The sequence below is a fragment of the Chryseobacterium sp. UF-81 genome, from assembly GCF_058245105.1.
Genome location: NZ_JBSIBX010000013.1, coordinates 45,857 through 64,433, shown reverse-complemented (window position 1 = coordinate 64,433; position 18,577 = coordinate 45,857). Strand labels below are relative to the sequence as shown.

The 18,577-nt window shown below is 38.5% G+C and carries 12 protein-coding genes; 1 reads left to right on the top strand and 11 read right to left on the bottom strand.

The window, feature by feature from the left end:
* Positions 1-2 precede the first annotated feature (2 nt).
* Genes AC4IFE_RS16815 through AC4IFE_RS16800 form a run of 4 tightly spaced genes read right to left on the bottom strand, consistent with a single transcriptional unit; the run spans position 3 to position 8,775 of the window.
* Complete coding sequence (locus AC4IFE_RS16815; RefSeq protein WP_490758298.1) at positions 3-3,437, bottom strand: sulfatase-like hydrolase/transferase; 3,435 nt, start codon at positions 3,435-3,437, stop codon at positions 3-5.
* Positions 3,434-4,498 carry a HEAT repeat domain-containing protein gene (locus AC4IFE_RS16810; RefSeq protein WP_490758297.1) on the bottom strand — a complete coding sequence of 355 codons (1,065 nt, stop codon included), beginning with the start codon at positions 4,496-4,498 and terminating at the stop codon, positions 3,434-3,436. Before AC4IFE_RS16810 ends, AC4IFE_RS16815 begins: the two co-directional genes overlap by 4 nt.
* Before the next feature lie 8 nt (positions 4,499-4,506).
* Positions 4,507-4,863, bottom strand: coding sequence for a response regulator transcription factor (locus AC4IFE_RS16805; protein ID WP_490758296.1), 357 nt, complete (start codon positions 4,861-4,863; stop codon positions 4,507-4,509).
* 12 nt (positions 4,864-4,875) lie between these two features.
* Positions 4,876-8,775, bottom strand: a complete 3,900-nt coding sequence (locus tag AC4IFE_RS16800) for a response regulator (RefSeq protein WP_490758295.1) — start codon at positions 8,773-8,775, stop codon at positions 4,876-4,878.
* 279 nt (positions 8,776-9,054) lie between these two features.
* On the opposite strand from AC4IFE_RS16800, the gene AC4IFE_RS16795 reads away from it, so the two are divergent.
* Positions 9,055-10,650, top strand: a complete 1,596-nt coding sequence (locus tag AC4IFE_RS16795; protein ID WP_490758294.1) for a sigma-54 interaction domain-containing protein — start codon at positions 9,055-9,057, stop codon at positions 10,648-10,650.
* A gap of 18 nt (positions 10,651-10,668) precedes the next feature.
* Here the strand turns inward: AC4IFE_RS16795 and AC4IFE_RS16790 are convergent, their stop codons facing one another.
* From AC4IFE_RS16790 to AC4IFE_RS16760, 7 genes are all read right to left on the bottom strand, one after another.
* On the bottom strand, positions 10,669-11,298 hold the full coding sequence (locus AC4IFE_RS16790; RefSeq protein ID WP_490758293.1) for a TMEM175 family protein: 630 nt from the start codon (positions 11,296-11,298) through the stop codon (positions 10,669-10,671).
* 110 nt (positions 11,299-11,408) lie between these two features.
* Complete coding sequence (locus AC4IFE_RS16785) at positions 11,409-12,761, bottom strand: sigma-54-dependent transcriptional regulator (protein WP_490758292.1); 1,353 nt, start codon at positions 12,759-12,761, stop codon at positions 11,409-11,411.
* 21 nt (positions 12,762-12,782) lie between these two features.
* Entirely contained in the window at positions 12,783-15,053 is a 2,271-nt protein-coding gene (locus AC4IFE_RS16780) for a histidine kinase dimerization/phosphoacceptor domain -containing protein (RefSeq protein ID WP_490758291.1), read from the bottom strand.
* A gap of 46 nt (positions 15,054-15,099) precedes the next feature.
* A complete protein-coding gene (locus AC4IFE_RS16775) occupies positions 15,100-15,765 on the bottom strand; it encodes a YoaK family protein (RefSeq protein ID WP_490758290.1) in 666 nt (221 codons plus the stop codon).
* 5 nt (positions 15,766-15,770) lie between these two features.
* The gene (locus tag AC4IFE_RS16770) at positions 15,771-16,244 is read right to left on the bottom strand and encodes a Dps family protein (protein ID WP_490758289.1); all 474 of its coding nucleotides are present in this window, start codon (positions 16,242-16,244) and stop codon (positions 15,771-15,773) included.
* A 1-nt stretch (position 16,245) separates the two neighbouring features.
* The gene (locus AC4IFE_RS16765) at positions 16,246-16,671 is read right to left on the bottom strand and encodes a DoxX family protein (protein WP_490758288.1); all 426 of its coding nucleotides are present in this window, start codon (positions 16,669-16,671) and stop codon (positions 16,246-16,248) included.
* 13 nt (positions 16,672-16,684) lie between these two features.
* Entirely contained in the window at positions 16,685-18,574 is a 1,890-nt protein-coding gene (locus AC4IFE_RS16760) for an amidohydrolase (RefSeq protein ID WP_490758287.1), read from the bottom strand.
* Between the last annotated feature and the right edge of the window lie 3 nt (positions 18,575-18,577).

Sequence of the window (18,577 nt, the reverse complement as noted above, 5' to 3'; positions counted from 1 at the left end):
CATTATTTTGATCTGAGCTTTTTCCTGAAATTAACCATTACCGAATCCGGCATCAGCTTTTTGGTGGCGTAAAAACCTGAGTTCATACTTTTGAACCGGTTAAACTTTTTATGAATCATCTTCAAGACGGCATCGTCATTATAAGGATCCGATTCTGCACCATTATCTATAAACAACTGATCATCATGAAGGTAGTAATTCCCTGAAACAAAATCGATCAGCTTGTCTTTACTCTGCATCATCGGAATATCCGCTTTACCGATTTCGGTATCATGAGAAAAGCCTCTTCCCACCCAGGTAACGGTTGACGGAGTGCTAATTTTATAATTATTCCTGTAATACGCTAAAATAGAGGGTGCTACGTCAAAATGACTTGTTGTTTTATGAAAACGTTTTGCTTCTTTAAGCAAAGGTGAATAAATCAGCAATGGAACATGAAATCTGTCAATATGGGACTGCAAAGTGATTTCCGGCATACTGTGATCACCCGTTATGACGAAAATGGTATTTGCAAAATCATTGCGTCTGCGATAATTATCAAAAAACTTTTTCAGGGCGTCATCGGCATTAACCACAGAGATCAATTGATTTTTAAATGTAGCAGCCCACTTTTTCTGTTCCTGAGACAACAAATCTGACTGCATTCTTTTATTATAAAGCTTTTCATAATACGCCTGGTTATTGATCAGAAAAGGATTATGGGTAGAAAGCGTTAAAATCATATCAAAATACGGTCGTTTTGACGCCGCTTTTACTTCCAGCATTTTACTGAAAACGGCCTGATCCTCATATCCCCAGCTCTCCCCGTTATTGGCGGGAAGTCTTCTGTATTGTTTTCCAAATGACGACTGATCCACGATATGATCCACTTTACTGTAGTCCAGAAACTCCTTGAACCGGTCAAATGATATATCCCCTCCGTAATAATAGCCGGTCTCAAATCCGTTTGCCTTCAGTATATTAAAGAGGTTAAAATTTTCAGGGGTTTTATCGATTTCCAAAAACCCGTTTTTTCCAAAAGGAAGAGACCCTGTAAGCGAAGGCAAAGATCCGAAAGTTCTTCCGGCCGAGCTCAGGTTATTTTCCCAGGACAGGCTTTTTTGAGATAAAGAATCGAGAAAAGGGGTAAAATTCCCAACATACCCTTTGGGCGAGGTATAAGCATGGCCAAATCCTTCCAGCACCACGAAGACAAGGTTAGGCGTTTCTGCAGACTGATTAAAATAAGGTCCCAGAAAATCCGGTGTATTCTCTTTTCGCCAGAAAGGAAATGCCTCATCAAGTGTTTCTGCATCTTTAGTTGAAGCTTCAGCACCCTTAAATACATTTCTGATTTCCGGATGATCATTAATAAAGTTATTTTCATTGGATATAAAGAAATATTCCCATTTACTTTGTGCAGCAGCCTGGGTCAAGGTATTGGAATACTTTGATTCTTTTAATTCTATACTGTTTTCGGGAACAAAAAAGGCCAGCAGGCCAAGGCAAAAGAATACCAATGCAAAATATACAGACTTAAAAGCAGATTTTCCGGCAATCCATAAAGGAATTATGGTTGCACCTGCTAAAATTGCCAGCAGAGCAATGTTTTGAAAACTAAGCATACCGCTTGACGTTAAAATCTGTTTGATCTCATCCTTCGTATAGTACAAAATATCAGCTCCCAATGTATTTTGGGTTACCGAAAAATATAAGAAGAGAATATACTGCATCATGACAACAAAAGCGAATGCAAGAATGCCTATTGTTTTTGCCCAGCTTTCTTTTACAAAATTAATGATGAGGTAAACAATTCCCAGCCCGAATATCAGCTTACAGGCAAATAAAAAATTTTGAAAGAAAAGATTTGCCAAAACAGCATCCGTATCCAACCCCGGAAGATAATATCTGTACCAAAACCATTCGGCAGTAACTCCTGCCAAAAATAGCAGTAAGAAAACCACAGACAGTAGTCCCCATTTTTTGAGTCCGTTTTGAAGAATGGCAGATATTCTTGTTTTGAAAGGCAAATTCTCCGTGCTTTGGTTAAAGCCCTGTCTTTTCATTTCTCCCCATCCGTGGGATTTTTTAAAATAATCAATAAAACCGTTCACGCCTGCCCTTACCACAATAGGGTGAAAGTAAAAAGGTTCGGAAAAAGCTGTTCCGATTAAAGTAAAAAAGTCTTTCCTTTTGGTATATACCTGATAGCTAACCAGATCAACCAATATGGCATAAATGGAATACAGAAACCCCAGTGAAATTACCAGCGCAAAAAGGATGACAAAAAACGACCAGTTGATAATTCCCAGTAAAAGAAAAGCAATAAAAATGATATAGCCCAGAAATTCTACCAACGGCCCCAGAAATTCGAAAAAGAACCAATAAGGAAGGCTTACCATTCCCAGTTTCCCGTACTTCGGATTAAACATTAATTTCCTGTGTTTCCATAGGGTTTCCATAGTTCCCCGCATCCACCTGTTTCTTTGTTTTTTGAGGATATTCTTGCTTTCAGGAACCTCGGTCCAACATAAAGGGTCGGGAATTGTGCATACTTCATATGGCGTTTTCTGCTCTTCCATGTATTTCCGCATACGCACCACCAGCTCCATATCTTCTCCTACTGTATTTCTGTCGTACCCGCCACATGCTAAAACAATTTTACGATCAAATACTCCAAATGCGCCGGATATCAGAATTAATCCGGATGCCCTTGACCAGGCCATTCGTCCCAAAACAAAAGCCCTTATATATTCAAGCGCCTGAATCTTGCCGAGCAATGTTCTGGGCATATTTACACTTACGACCTTTCCATCCTCAATAACGCAGTTGTTGGCAAGGCGTATAACTCCGCCGCAGGCAATAATTTTTTTGTCGGTCTGCTGTAAAAAGGGTTTTGCCAGCTTAAGTATTGAATCCTGTTCCAGGATACAGTCTACATCAATACAGACCAGATATTCCCCGGAAGATACATTGATTCCTACATTTAGCGCATCGGCTTTCCCTCCATTTTCCTTATCTACAATAATAAGTTTTTTAAAAGCAGGATTTTTACTTTTATAGATTCCTCTTATTTTATTGGTTTCAATTTTCCCCTGTACAAAGAAATGCACACATTCCAATTCATAGGCATCTATTAATTTCTGTAAAGAATCATCTTTACTGCCATCATTTACAATAATAATTTCAAGATTGTGGTAGTATAATGAAAGCAAAGACCTTACGTTTTCCACAATGGTCATCCCCTCATTATATGCAGGGGCAATAAGACTGAAAACAGGAGCATTGGGATCTGCTGCTATAATGCTGTAATCGGTAAAGGTATTTTCTTTTTTATAATGCATAACGGCTCCCAGCGCATAGATGCCGATCCAGGCATATATAAGGGCTACAGCGGTTCCGTACAGCAGGAACAGCCATATAATAATTTCATAGACGATATGTGAAAATTCTATCATACTTTTTCCAAAAGTGCATGTTTAATAATCTGAATCAGCTCTTCGGATGATGTATTATCCTGTGCCAACTGTACTAAATATTCCTGATGTCCCAATGCGACAAGCCCTTCTGCAGCCAGAATTTTAATACCGGGAACACTATGATCCATAAGCTCTTTTTTAAGTAAATCTGTACTGATCTGGTCTTTTGAGGCTTTTATAGCCTTAAGAATCTCAGACTGAACCTCAACAGGCTGGTCCGGATACTTTTCTATGAAGGAACCAATGGTTGCCGGATTTTCCAGGGAAAGAAGGGTTTGTACAGCCTGAATTCTTACTTTATCAGAAGGATGCTCCATCAGGTCCATCGTCGCAGAGTAAAAAAATAACAGCTGAAATTTTCGCAACAGCTTTAAAGTAAAAATAATAACTGAATCATTTTTGCTCTGAAGCCAGGATGTTATTTTCTCTTCGGAGTTTTCCGGTATGCTTGTAACAGAAAGCAGTAGCCTGAGCTGCTGCCATTCTGAAATTTTATTCTTAGCAGTACCCAGAAAATTCAGTCCCTCAAATCCTTTTAGACTTACCATTGCATATTGAGCCTCCTGATAAACCTGTGGAGAAGGATGGGATAAAAAAGTGGAAATTTTTGTTGCTTCTTCTTTTGAGTCCATTACCGTAAGCTCTTCTATACCTCCGGCAATGAGGTATGCTTTTTTCTGATACAGTTTTTTTTTTGCTTCATGATGGAGATCATATTGCCTAAAGAGAGTCCTTATTCTATCTTTTGCCGTCCCGGAAAACTTTTTCTCAGAATCTACCAGTTTCTGAAGGAATAAGTTTCGGAAAGAAGGAATTGTAGAGGTTTTATAAAAATCTGTATCTGAAAGCGCTTCCTTTTCATCATAAACAATAGTTTCTGATATCTTCTGATTGATCATATTTTGCCATAATGATGCACGCAGCGTTTTCTGATACTGAAAAAAGCTGTAACCAAGCACCATTATAATCAATAGCAGAACTAATGACAATATTCCAAGGAATACAAGAAACAGAAAATGTATTGAAGGGTTGGGAAGCATATTGAATGTTATTTAGGGATAAATCTTTTGATTCTCAGCATCAGTTCATTAGGACTGAATGGTTTTACAATAAAATCCGAAGCTCCCAGATCAAAAGCATTAAGCACTACTTCTTCCTGCCCCATACTGGACAGGATAATAACCGGCACCTGCTTTCCCATTGTTTTTATCGAGGAAAGTATTTCAATTCCCGATGCAAAAGGCATCATAATATCAGTAATAGCAAGGTCTACATCCTTTTCTCTTAAGGTTTCGATGGCCTCTTTTCCATTTCGGGTCAGAATAACCTCATGTCCTTCTTTCAGCAATTTATGCTCAATTGTTTTTAAAATCAGTTCGTCATCTTCAGCGATTAGAATCAGCATAATTTCTAGTTTTTATTTAAGTAAGGCTTTTATTAAATTTAGTCCAATTGATATTTCATGAATGACTTCTTTTTGCATAGAAGAAAGATCGATGTTTTGCCCGATCCTGTTCTCCCAAAATGAAACGGTTTCTGCAAGTTTTATCAATCCGGCAGTTCCGGCAGTTCCCTTGAGCTTATGAAGTATTTTTTTAAGCTCTTCCATATTTCTTTCCACTACGGCCACGGTAATGTTGTTGTCCGCCTGGCTAAGTTCGGTTACCACCAGGTTTAAAAACATGGTTTTAAAATCTTCATCATCCTCTCCTATCTGCTCTTTCAAAAGATTGATGTCAAGATAGTTTTCAGTCTTCACAACATTTTCAGTGTCTCCCTTAGAAAGATATTTTTTCAGTACTCCCAAAAGGTCTGACTGCCGTAACGGCTTGGAAATAAAGTCATTCATTCCGGATTCCAGGCATTTCTCTTTTTCGCCCGGAATTGTTCCTGCAGTAACTCCAATGATGGGTACATCCATATATCCCGGGAGTAAACGGATTTCTTTTGTTGCCTCAAGGCCATCCATTACAGGCATCTGAACATCCATCAGAACAAGGGAAAAATGGTTGCCTTTACACAATTCTACAGCTTCCAGTCCATTGACCGCTTCTGTAAGTTCTACGTCAGGAATAAGATATTTCATCATCTTATTATTCAGGACCATATTCACCGGATTATCATCTACCAGAAGTACCTGCAGACCCGGCATTTCCAGCAGCTCCTGCTGATCCTGCGGAATTATTGCAGGTATTTCTTTCTCTTTTTCTTCTACTGCCTGTTTCAGTGTTTTATATAATTCCTGTGATTTTATAGGCTTCAACAGAAAATACGATTTTTCTTCCTGGCGGAAAGAATTGATGACATCATGCTCCTCTGAGGAGGTATGCAGGATAATAAGCGGAGAAACTTTATTCTGCTGGTGGAATAAGGCTTTAATTTTCTCTATGGTTTCCAGTCCTGATATCACAGGCATATGATAATCCATCAAAATAACATCAAAATGTTCTCCAGCCAATAAAATCTGAAGAGCCTCCATTCCGTTGGCTGCCAATTTTGAATTAATATTTTTATAAGCCAGCATATGCTCAAGAATCATCCTGTTGGCTTCATTATCATCAACAATAAGTACATTTTGTACAGGCAGCTCTTCATCATTGGTCACTTCAGGCATCTCATACGGCACTTCCAGGTCAAAGAAAAATACGGATCCTTTATCAGGTGTACTGTTCAGTTGAAGACGGCTTCCCATATAGTTCAGAATATTGTTGGAAATGGTAAGCCCGAGTCCTGTTCCTCCATACCGTTTACTGATAGAGCTGTTTTCCTGGGTAAAGGCATCAAATATATACTGCTGCTTATCTTCCGGAATTCCGATTCCTGTATCCCGCACTGCAAACCGAAGCGATATGTTTTCTCCGTTTTTATGGAGTTTCTCGACTTTAAGTTCTATTTCGCCATGTTCGGTAAATTTCACGGCATTTCCCAAAAGATTGATAAGGATCTGCTTCAGTCTGGATTCATCAGCCCATATTATTTTCGGTAGTCCCGGTTCAATATTCAGAAGAAGCTCAATATTTTTTTTCTGGGACTGGTAAAGAATAACATTGATTACCTGGCTAACCAGATCGTAGATATTGGATTTTTCAATGAAAAGTTCCATTTTACCGGATTCTATTTTGGAAAAATCAAGAATGTCATTAATGATCGTTAGCAGGTTTTCGCCGGATTCATTGATGTAGTTCAGATACTGCGTCTGCATTTCATTCAGCGGCGTTTTGAGCAGAAGGTCAGAAAATCCTATTACTCCATTAAGCGGGGTACGGATTTCATGGCTCATATTGGCTAAAAATTCTGATTTTGCTTTGCTTGCAATATCGGCCATCTTCTTGGCTTTTTTAAGCTCTTCATTGGTTTTTACAATCTGGGTAATATTCTGTACAGATACAATGATCCCGCCTATTACTTCATCGGACAGATACCATGGCGTTACTTCCAGGTTATAATGCTGGAGACCTTCTTTATGATCCACCCGGATGGTAAAGTCTTCATTTTTATATGCTTTGCCTGCCAGGGCGTTTTGGTATATCGTCTTACGCTCTTTGGGAACATTCGGTGAGATGGTAAAAATATTTTCGCCCACCAGTTTCATATCATTCATATGAAACTCATCTTTCCAGCTGCTGCTTACGGAGAGATAATTAAGATCTCTGTCAAACATGGCCACTGCCACAGGAGTATACATCACAAACGACTGCATCATCGCTTCTTTTTTCTCCAGTTCAAGATAGAGATTCTTAAATTCGTCAATATCCTGAATGATTCCAAAGATCCTCGTACAGACACCATCTTCAAACTCAGGTATCCCTTTTACCCTCACCCAGATCGTAACTCCGTCATTGCGTACAAGCTGAAACTCCTCATCATAAGGAATCCCCTGTGTCACTGCACGATTAAATAAAAATTCGACCCGAGGTCTGTCCTCTTCCTTGTAAAAGAGCAATGCATTTTTAAAATCCGGTTGAGCTTCCGGGTTGATTTTGTGAATTTCTTTTGCCGTCTTGGACCAGAATACAGAGTTATTTTTCAAGTTGACTTCCCATCCTCCTACCTGGGCCACAGCGCTGGTTTGTTCAAGGATTTTTTTTGTGTGCACAAGATCTCTTTCCAGCGTCATTCTTTCAGTCACATTCAGTGCTGTACTTATAACATATTGCTTTCCTTCTTTATTGATTTCTACACGGTTGTGATACATCCATATCAGCTCCACCCCTTCCTTTGTTTTAAGGATCATGGTACCCAGATCCTCCTTATTTTCGTTAATTCGCTGCAGGTAGCTATCAAGTAATTCCCAGTTTTTTTCCGGGACAAGGTCTTTTAAATTCAGTCCGCTTACTTCGTCTTCGGAATAATGCAGGACTTCTCTTCCTTTTTTGTTAACCTCAAGAATATTGCCTTCCATATCATGCATACTCATTAAACCGATGGCATTTTCAAAAAAGCTTCTGAAACGACGCTCAGAACTTTCCATCTTCAGTTTTTCTTCAATATGCTGGGTAATATTAGTTCCGAAACAAAAAATTTCAGAATGATTTTGATTTTGTTTCAGATACCACTCTATGATGACATAACTGTTTTCATGGATCTTTGTGGTTGTGGTAATGATCAGTTCTTCATCTTTTTGAAGAAGATAATCTATTTTTTCTTTTAGATTATAATTCTGATCTCCGACAAGATTTAAAAACTGCAAATTAGTTAAGTGATCATTATCTAATCCGAAAGCCAGTCTAAAAGCAGGATTTATATCTTTCAGAATAAGCTGGTTATCAAGTACACATATCGGATTATTGGAGATGTCAAAAATCTGCTGAAAATATTCTGCCTGAAGGTTTTTTCTCTTCCCGATTAAAAGCTTGGTAACAGCTTCGCCCAGTTTTTTAAGAGTTGAGACCTGGCTGCCTGACAAAGATTTAGGCTCATAATCAAAAACGCATAGCGTGCCCAGGGCAAATCCTTCATCATCAATCAACGGGACACCGGCATAAAAACGAATGCCTCCTGATATAATCAGTGGATTTTCGCGTGACCTTTCATCCAATAATGTATCATTAATGACCAGAACCTCCCCGCTTGCAATAGAATACTGACAAACCGTATTTTGGCGATCTACCCTGTCTAAAGAAATTCCTACACAGTTTTGTATTGTCTGGGTCTGGCTTTCCATTATAGCAATAAGAGCATTTTCACAGCCGGAAACCAAACACGCAGTCTCCGCAAAAACGTCCAATTGAGGGTCTTTTGGTAAATTTAACAAATTAAGCAGTTCCAACTTTTTAATTCGTTCGTTTTCATTGTCAGGAACTGGATACTTATTCATATTATCAACAATATTTCATTATAACATTTAAAAATTTAAATATAATAAGAAAATTATTAAAATAAGTTGTTTTTTAACCTATATCACAAAAAAGAGACTAAACCATCCGCTAATTGCCTACTTTATTTTGCATTACAGTTAAGAAGGGAGTTCAGCCCAGAAATGCCCACTATTTATTTTGTAATGTGCAGCCATTTTTCTGATTTGAAATAATGTAATGAATCTGTCACAAAATAATACTGTTTTCTCTATCTTTATCCTTTCAATCGATAGATCTTTATGAACAAACAGTCTGATCAAAATATTGATTTAATGAGGACCCGGCTTCAGGAAATGCAGAAAGAGTATATGGTAATTTCATCTATAACCTCTGCCTTTGCCAAAATCTTAGATAAAAATCATTTCAATGTTGTATTAAATCAAACCTTTAAAAATGAATATCAGTTTAATAATGTGACTATCGTTACTAAAAAGGATGATAAACAGGAGATTTTCTACAGCTCCCTGATCACTGAAAAGCATGATAACAGCCATTACGATTTACCGGATATTTATTTTGAACAATGTTTACAATCTTCGGAGCCTGTCATTTTTTATCTTAAAGATTTCTCTGAAAGGAAAACATCAATACCGCCTTATCTTATCAGCGCAAAAAAACTGGGAATGTATATGGCTGTAGGTTTTTGTTTGCCTCCTGTTGGAGATCAGAAAAATGTAATTTTTCTTTTCTACCAAAATCTCATTGAATTTAATGACCGGTTGGAAAGAATATTCAGGGGTATTTCTACCCAATTATCAATCACTATCAGAAACATTTTTTTCTCTGAAAGGCAGGATTCCTTTAAGGGCTCGGCAACCCATTTTCAAAAAGATAGTGAAACAACTAAAAAAGATGAGCAAGAAAATAAAGAAGGATTTAATGGCATCATTGGAGACAGTGAAGCCATGCAGCAGATTTATCAGCAAATCTCCCAAGTAGCTTCTTCCTCATCCAATGTAATCATCTATGGAGAAACAGGAACCGGGAAAGAGCTGATAGCCCAAACTATTCATGAGCTTTCTTCTTCGTCTCACAAATCAATGGTCAGAATTAATTGCGCATCTATTCCTGCCAGCCTTATAGAAAGTGAACTTTTCGGGCACGAGAAAGGAAGTTTTACAGGGGCTACAGAACAGCGTAAAGGAAAATTTGAACAGGCTAATGGCAGTACTATTTTTCTTGATGAGATTGGAGAACTCCCATTAGCTCTTCAAGGAAGATTACTGAGGGTTTTACAGGAGAAAGAAATTGAGAGAATCGGCGGGAACAAAACCATTAAAGTGAATGCGCGAATTATTGCTGCCACTAATCGGACACTGGAAAAAGAGGTTGCGGAAGGAAATTTCAGGAGTGATCTGTTTTATCGTCTCAATGTTTTTCCTATCCATTTACCTGCATTGCGCGACAGAAAAGAGGATATCCCGTTGCTGGCCAATTATTTATTGAAAAAACTCAATCTAAAAACAGGTAGAAAAGTTAACGGCTTCTCTCAAAAAGTGATACATGCCATGTGTGAAAATGCATGGCCCGGAAACATCCGTGAACTTGAAAACATGATTGAAAGAAGTATTCTCACTGCAAAAGATAATATGATCAGAGAAATGGATCTAAAGGCATTTAACGTCAAAGGCATAGATCAGGATTTTCAGATCAAAACATTACATCAGGTGGAAAAGGAACATATTCTAAAGACAGTTGAAAAATGCAACGGGCGAATTTTCGGACCTCAGGGAGCAGCATTATTATTAGGTTTACCGGCTACCACACTAATTTCAAAAATGCAAAAACTAGGAATACGGAAAGGACATTATTTGAACAAGAACGATAAAACATAAAAAATTGCTTTGAAGCCATTAATCTTTCTGATTCTTCATACTCATTTCAATTTTCCCTGAAGATAAGGCCCAGAAAATCCACAAACCTAATAGTATTGTTAAGGAAACTGCAGGAATCCAAAAGGAGAAGATCAAAGCAATGAGGTAAATCGGAAAGCCATACAGGTAATTGTTGCGGATTTTTTTGATGGCAGCATCGGTAATTCCGGGACGTAAAAGTTTTTTATTACGACCGGCTAAAAACCAAAGCAGATTATATGCAAAATTAATAAGAATAAAAATTCCCGTATAGAAAGCCACAACCATGGAAGACGCTTCCCCATTGAAATATCTTGCCAGTAAAGCAGTCGGGTAAGAAACGGCAGAAACTAAAAAGAGGATCAACCCGTTGGCAAACATAATGGCAGAATTACGGCTGTAGATCTGTTTGAAAATTTTATGATGGTTTACCCACATGATAAAAATGCTGAAAAAAGAAAGGATAAAAGCTAAAAATGCAGGCCATTGACTCTTTATGAAGATGAAAAGATCATTTCCGTTTTTTATTGCATGTTCTTCCGGTAAATGAAGATCCAAAACCAGCAGTGTTACGGCAATCGCAAAAACAGCATCACTGAATCCTTCTATTCTGACGGTTTCTTTTTCCATAATTATTGATCGTTTTTTTAGCTCAATTAGGTTGAAAATTTCATGACAAATGCTTCACTTAGCCATAAGTGACTTCAACAAGATTAAATGTGTAAATTATTTGTTCAGGCTTATTTATACCCTTTATCAATTCCTAATTTTTTCATCTTAGAATAAAGGGTTTGGGGCTGTATTTTCAATAATTCTGCGGCTCCTCCTATTCCTGAGACTTTTCCGTTGGAGTTTTGCAGGGCACTCAGAATATGATCTCTTTCCATTTCCTCCATCGATTTTAACTGACCCTGAGGCTGGTCAGAAGATTTTTCTGTGGTATCGGGTAGATCAAAACTCTCAATTTCTGCCGTTTTTGCCAGGAGAACACTTCTTTCTATAAGATGCTCCAATTCCCTTATGTTTCCCGGCCAGTTGTAATTATGCAGCTGATTTAATGCTGTTGGACGTATTGAAGTAATATTTCGTCTTGAAGCTGACGCATACTTGGTCAGGAAAAAATCAGCTAACAATTCAATATCTTCTTTTCGTTCTCTTAATGGCGGCAGCTCAATTGGGAAAACATTTAACCGGTAATATAAATCCAGCCTGAATCTTCCTTCCGCCACTTCTTTTTCTAAAGACCGGTTGGTTGCCGCTACAATTCTGACGTTGACCTTAATGGTTTTATTCCCGCCCAACCTCTCAATTTCCTTTTCCTGCAAGACACGTAAGAGTTTTACCTGTGAGTCCAGTGGTAATTCACCAATTTCGTCCAGAAAAACGGTTCCTCCGTCTGCCTGTTCAAACTTCCCGATTCTCATGGTATTGGCCCCTGTAAAGCTTCCTTTTTCGTGCCCGAAAAGTTCAGACTCAATGAGAGAATAAGGCAATGCAGCGCAGTTCACCACGATAATAGGACGATCTTTTCGCTCCGAAAATTCGTGTACAGCATGAGCTACTTTTTCTTTCCCGGTTCCGCTTTCTCCTACTATAAGCACGGAAGTATCGGTAGGTGCCACCACTTTTATCTTTTCTACAACATTTTGAAGACTGCTGCTTTTTCCGATAATGCCTTCAATAGTCTCATGATCAATATTCTTCACAAATTCATTCCCTTTCTCGATACCGAAACGGTACCTGGCAATATCAAGCATGACGATCAGATCCCGCTCACGGAAAGGTTTAACCATAAATCCATAAGGCTGGGTTTCTTTTACCGCTTCCAGCGTTGACTGGTTGGTGTTGGCAGAAATGTATAGAAACGGCAGGCTGATTTCACGCAATTCCCAGGCAAGATCTATTCCTGTAAGATCGCCTTTGAGCATAATATCAAGAAGAACCCAATCGGGCCTATTCTCTGCAATTAATTTCCTGGCCTGAACTACTGAAGAGGCAATTCCTGTAATGTGATAGCCTGCTTTTACCAGCATAATTTTAAGATCATTGGCCACGATGAATTCATCTTCTACAATTAAAATTTTTTCTTTCATTCTGATTTAAATTTCAACTTCTTATTTTGAAATATCAATTTCTGTTTTTTTCCTAAATTTGATGATGATCTTTAAACCATTTTTGTTTTCCAGGAGAAAAGTTCCGTCGAGCTGGTCAGTTAATCCTCTCATAAGATTCATGCCTAGAGATTCGCTTTCATCAATGTTAAAGTCTTCCGGAAGTCCTACTCCGTTATCAGAGACAATCAATTCGAAATCATCTTTTCCGGTACTTTTAAAAGTGACGATAACTTCTCCTTTCCGGTTTTCAGGAAATGCATATTTAATGGTATTATTGATCGCTTCGTTGACAATGAGTCCCATTGGTACAGCCTGCGAAACGTCCAGAAAAACCTTGTCAATATCCATTGTAAAACTGACTTTCTTTTCTGATGAATAGCATTCCCTGATGTAACTGATCAATTCATAAATATACCACGACATATCTATCATTGACAGATTATCCGACTGATACAGTTTCTGATGAATCAAAGACATGGCGTGCATCCTGTGCTGGCTGTTCTGAATGGCCATTAAAGCATCTTCGTTTTCCAGATATGCTGACTGTGTATTCAGGAGGCTGATTACGATCTGCAGATTGTTCTTTACCCTGTGATGGATTTCCTTCAGCAGCCATTCTTTTTCGGACAGCAGTTTTTTCAGCTGTTCATTCTGTTCATCGATCTGCTTACGTTTCAGCTCAAGCGTTTTATTGGCATTGCTTTTCAGTCTTGACCGGTTGTAAAGTAAGGCTGCAAAGATAATCAGCACCAGAATACTTCCTATAAAAATGTACTTTACAAAAGTATCATTGGTAATCTGAATTTCCTGAACTTTCCCTTTCTGGGTAAGCAACTGAATATTTTTATCTTTCTGCTCTGTTTCAAACTGAATTTTCAGGCTGTTGATCTGCTTGCTTTTTTCGCCGTTAAAAACAGAATCTGAGAGTTTTTTATACAGCTGGTAATGTTCAATTGCATCAAGATACTTTCCCCTGGCAGAATCTGCTTTAAACCAAATCAAATGATTTTCGGAGCGCAACATGTCATTCCCGTTTTTTTTGGCTATTGAATCAAAAAGCTTTGCCTCACGATACATCGCATTATAATTCCTGGTCTGGTAATGATAAAAAACAAAGCTTCTCAACAATGAAATTTGCTTGTTATTCTTTTCTCCGTTTTCACCATAATAATTCACCAGTATCTTGTAGTACATTTCAGCATTACTGAATTTTTTAAGAATGGTATACGTACTGAAGAGGATGTAATTTTCAGTCATTTCAAATTCCTGGTCTGTAATCGGATACCGGGCTTTATATTCTTTGATCATGGCAATCGCTTCCTCAAATTTCTTTTGTCTGATCAACATGGTAGAGATATTGTTGGCCACAGTACGTATGTATGAATTATCATTGCTTTTTTTTGCGATGGCTAATGCTTTTTTCCAATATTTTATAGCATCATCATTTTGTCGCAGATAATAATAAACCATTCCTATATGGTTGCATATAGAGCTCATCTGCAGCGAATTATCATTAAGGCTCTCAGCTGTTTTTTCAGCTAAAAGCCCGTAACGTAAAGCCTCCTCATAATCTGCTTTCTGAACCTCAGCCTGAGAAAGGAAATTATAAACGCCCTGCAGTTCTTTAAATTTAACCGATTGATAAACGGATAAAGCTTCTTTAAGCAATGGTATCGACTTATCCGGATTTTCCATTATGTTATACAGCTCACCCAGATCTTTCAAAACAGAGCCCTGCTTCAGTTTCACTCCTGAATTTCTATAAAGCATGAGGGCTTTTTCTTTCAGCTTTATTTTGATGTCCATATTTTTGGGATCATTATCATACATAAAAGAAAGCTCTTCGTATCCTTCTCCCGCCTGTTCAGCCATTTTATTGGTTTCAAAATAATTGACAGCCTGTTTCATTTTTGTAAAGGCAACCGCTTTATTTCCTCTTTCTTTATCTATTTTTGCCTCCAGAAACATAGATTTACCTTTGTTCAGCTTATCTCCGGATTTTACACTCAGCACTTTTGCTTCTTTGTTAAGGACTTCCGCACTGTCAAGATCTTTTTTCATTTCTCCCTGTTTGGTTATATAAAAATTGCTCAGCCTCAGCAATAAAGCTGTTTTCTGCTTATCATTTTCTGAAGAAGAGATCTGCTTCCTCAGCAGTACAGGATTTTCCCTGGTTTGAGCTCTTAATGAGATACTTAAAAACAGTAAAACAAATGAAAAATAAAATACCTTTAGTGGATTTTTATTAATAAAATAAAGGGTAAAATTCATTTTTTAAAGATAATTCATTCTTCAATTATGTACCAGTCTTTACAGACTAAATTTTACGGTGATAAAGATAGCAGATGATCATCGCCAAGCCCGGCAAAGCCAGTGTTACAAGACCGAACTGTTTCCCTGCAAAAGCTCCTAAAAAACAACCGGTCAGAAAACCTAAAATAGTTACCAGTTGTTTTTTTAAGCTGGTCAGGGCATCCGCATCGTTAAAACCGTTTTTTATCAAATTTCCAACGTCCAAAGATGCCTGGGTTACATTTCCGGTCATCATTGTAGTAGGTCCGTGCGTTTCTTTAGCATATAGTTTTCCGAAAGCATTCTGCAGCCCCATCGCAAAAACAGCGACCATAGCAACGGCATACATCATCCATTCTGTAAAAATACCGGCATAGCTCAATATGGCTACGATACCTCCTCCTGATAATAGCAAAAGTCCTTCGCAAAACAGAATGGTATAATGATTCGCAACCCTGTACGCAATCCGCCCGCCAGTGATAACTGCCAGGATAAATACGGGAAAAGTAAGCAGCTTTACCCATGCGTGAACATCGGAACCTTTCACCAACTGATAGGCAAATACAATAAAGTTTCCCGTAACATGTGCTGAAAAAACAGCGTCCGCCGATACGAAAGTTACTGTATCACAATATCCCGCGATCATGGTTAAAAGTAATGTCACAAAGCCTATATTATTCTTTACTTCCATCCTTTTTATTTTAAATGTGAACGCAGCATCCAAGCCATTTTTTCATGGATTTCCAATAATCCGGTGATATAATCGCTGGTTCCCGCATCATGAAATTCAACAGCAAAATTTTCAATATGTTCACGAAGGTGAATCAAAATACTTTCATGATCAGAAAGAAGTTCTTTCATATAGGTGAGACTGTCATTGGATTCTAAGTGATGTTCAGACAAATGAGTCAGGGCAAGATATTCTCTTAACGTAGCCGGCGCATAATGTCCTAATGTTCTGATTCTTTCGGCAAGATTATCAATGATCTCATCCAGCTGCTCATATTGAGCCTCAAAAAACAGATGCTTGTTGTAGAAATCTGCTCCTTCCACATTCCAGTGGGCTTTTTTTGTCTTGGTGTAGAGTACAAATTCATCTGCCAGCGTCTGAACCAATACCTCAGCGACTTTCGCCAAGTTTTCATTTTTTATTCCTATTGAAGTTTTCATTTTAAAGTATATTTAATAAATAATAATCGAGTGAATATTTTCCTGCACCCAAGGCAAGAATTAAGAGTAGAGACAAGGTGTACATATAAGGTACATCCCTCACTTCGGGAGAATCTTTTCTGTGAACGATGAAATAGCCGATCGCCGTTACACCAATTGCAGGCAATATGGCGAGTCTGGTTCCCAAACCTAAAATGATTAAAAAAGGAACGACCAAATCGGCAAACGAGGCCACCAAAGCATTCATTTTTTCCGGAAGTCCGAGAGGATTCGGAATAATTTCTTTCTGACCGTTTTCCAGCCTGAATTTTTTCAGCCCGTGAACTCTGAATAACTGGATGGCGAAGAGTACACGGAAAACCAGGAAAGCCAAGTCGTTAAAAGAAGAACCTAAATCTGACTCAAGAATTTGTTTTAAAATTTCCATAATTTTTTAACGTTTAAAAAGCAAAACATGAACATCCCAACGCACCCCAGAATGAATGGTAGTTATTAACAGGAACAGAACTCATCCTTGCTGCGTCATGATTGTGGTGATGTATATCGCAACTTCCCGCGCAACTGTGGACTTGTGAAGCGAGAGGTGCTTTAAGGTCTGCTTTTGCATTTTTTCCAATTTCTTTCTGCAAATGTCCGCCGGCGGGATAATAACCATTGTACAAATGACTAGGCGACCAGTCGGGAAGAACAGGGATGGAAGGTGGTGCGAAGGATGAAAATTCTCCTTTTGCATAGACAATCTTACCATTAACTATTGTCATTTCCGATTCTATATTTTTTATTTCTTCACCCTCAATCGTGAAATAATCTTTATCAAGAACTGCCAGATCAGCAAACATTCCTACCTGAATGTCTCCTTTTTTCTGCTGTTCCTGAGAAAACCATGCGCTTCCCTTGGTATATAATTCTAATGCCGTTTTTCTGTCCAGCCTCGTTTCGTGATACAGCTGAAGTCCGCCAACTGTTTTTCCCACAGTAAGCCAGTACATAGAAACCCAGGGATTGTAACTGCTGACTCTTGTGGCATCTGAACCGCCGCCAACAGGCACTTCCATTTCAAGCATTTTCTTTATAGGAGGTGTATTTTCTGCGGCTGCTGAACCGTAGCGGTCTGTAAAGTATTCTCCCTGGTAAGCCATTCTGCTTTGAACGGCAATTCCGCCGCCGAGCATTTTTACTCTTTCAATATTTTTTTCGTCAATGGTTTCAGCGTGATCAAAAATCCAGGGAAGGCCATTGAAAGGAATGTCCTGATTTACCTTTTCAAATACATTTAAAAATCTTGTGATACTTTCATTATAGGTTGCGTGAAGCCTGAAAGGCCATCTGTTTTCAACCAGTAAACGGACTACTTTTTCAAGATCAGCTTCCATATTTTCGGGAAGATCCGGCCTTGGCTGTAAGAAATCCTCGAAATCTGCGGCAGAAAAAACCAACATTTCTCCGGCACCGTTATGACGGTACATATCATCACCCTGATAAAGCTTAACGGTATCAATCCATTCAGTAAAATCTTCAAACTCGTTCTTTGGCTTCTGAGTAAATAAATTATAGGCAATCCGCACCGTTAACTGATTATTTTCATTCAGTTCACTGACCACCTTATAATCATCGGGGAAGTTTTGAAAGCCACCTCCCGCATCAATTACACTTGTAATCCCAAACCGGTTCAGTTCTTTCATAAAATGTCTGGTGGAATTTACCTGGTGTTCATACGAAAGTTTTGGACCTTTTGCTAAAGTTGAATATAAAATCATGGCATTCGGTGTTGCTATAATAAGTCCTGTCGGTTCGCCGTTTGAATCCCTTTCAATCTGCCCGCCGGGAGGAGCCGGAGTATTTTTGGTATACCCCACTGCTTTTAATGCCGCTCTGTTCATCAATGCCCTGTCATATAAATGCAGAATAAAAACAGGCGTCTCCGGAGCAATGGCATTGATTTCTGTTAAACTAGGCATTCTTCTTTCTGCAAACTGAAACTCTGACCATCCGCCCACAACACGAACCCATTGGGGCGAAGGAGTGCGGTCAACCTGTTCTTTAAGCATTCGAAGAGCGTCGGCTAATGAAGGGACACCATCCCATCTTAATTCGAGATTATAATTTAATCCACCCCTGATCAGGTGAATATGGGAATCATTAATTCCCGGAACTACTCTCCTTTTTTTAAGATCGATCATTTCTGTAGCTGCATCTGCAAACTGGTCTATCAATCCGTCATTTCCTACAGCGATAATTTTGCCTTCCTTCATGGCAACAGCTGAAATATCAGTTATTTCTTTACTGAAGCTGTGAATCTTTCCGTTATATAAAATAAGATCTGCTTTCATTGG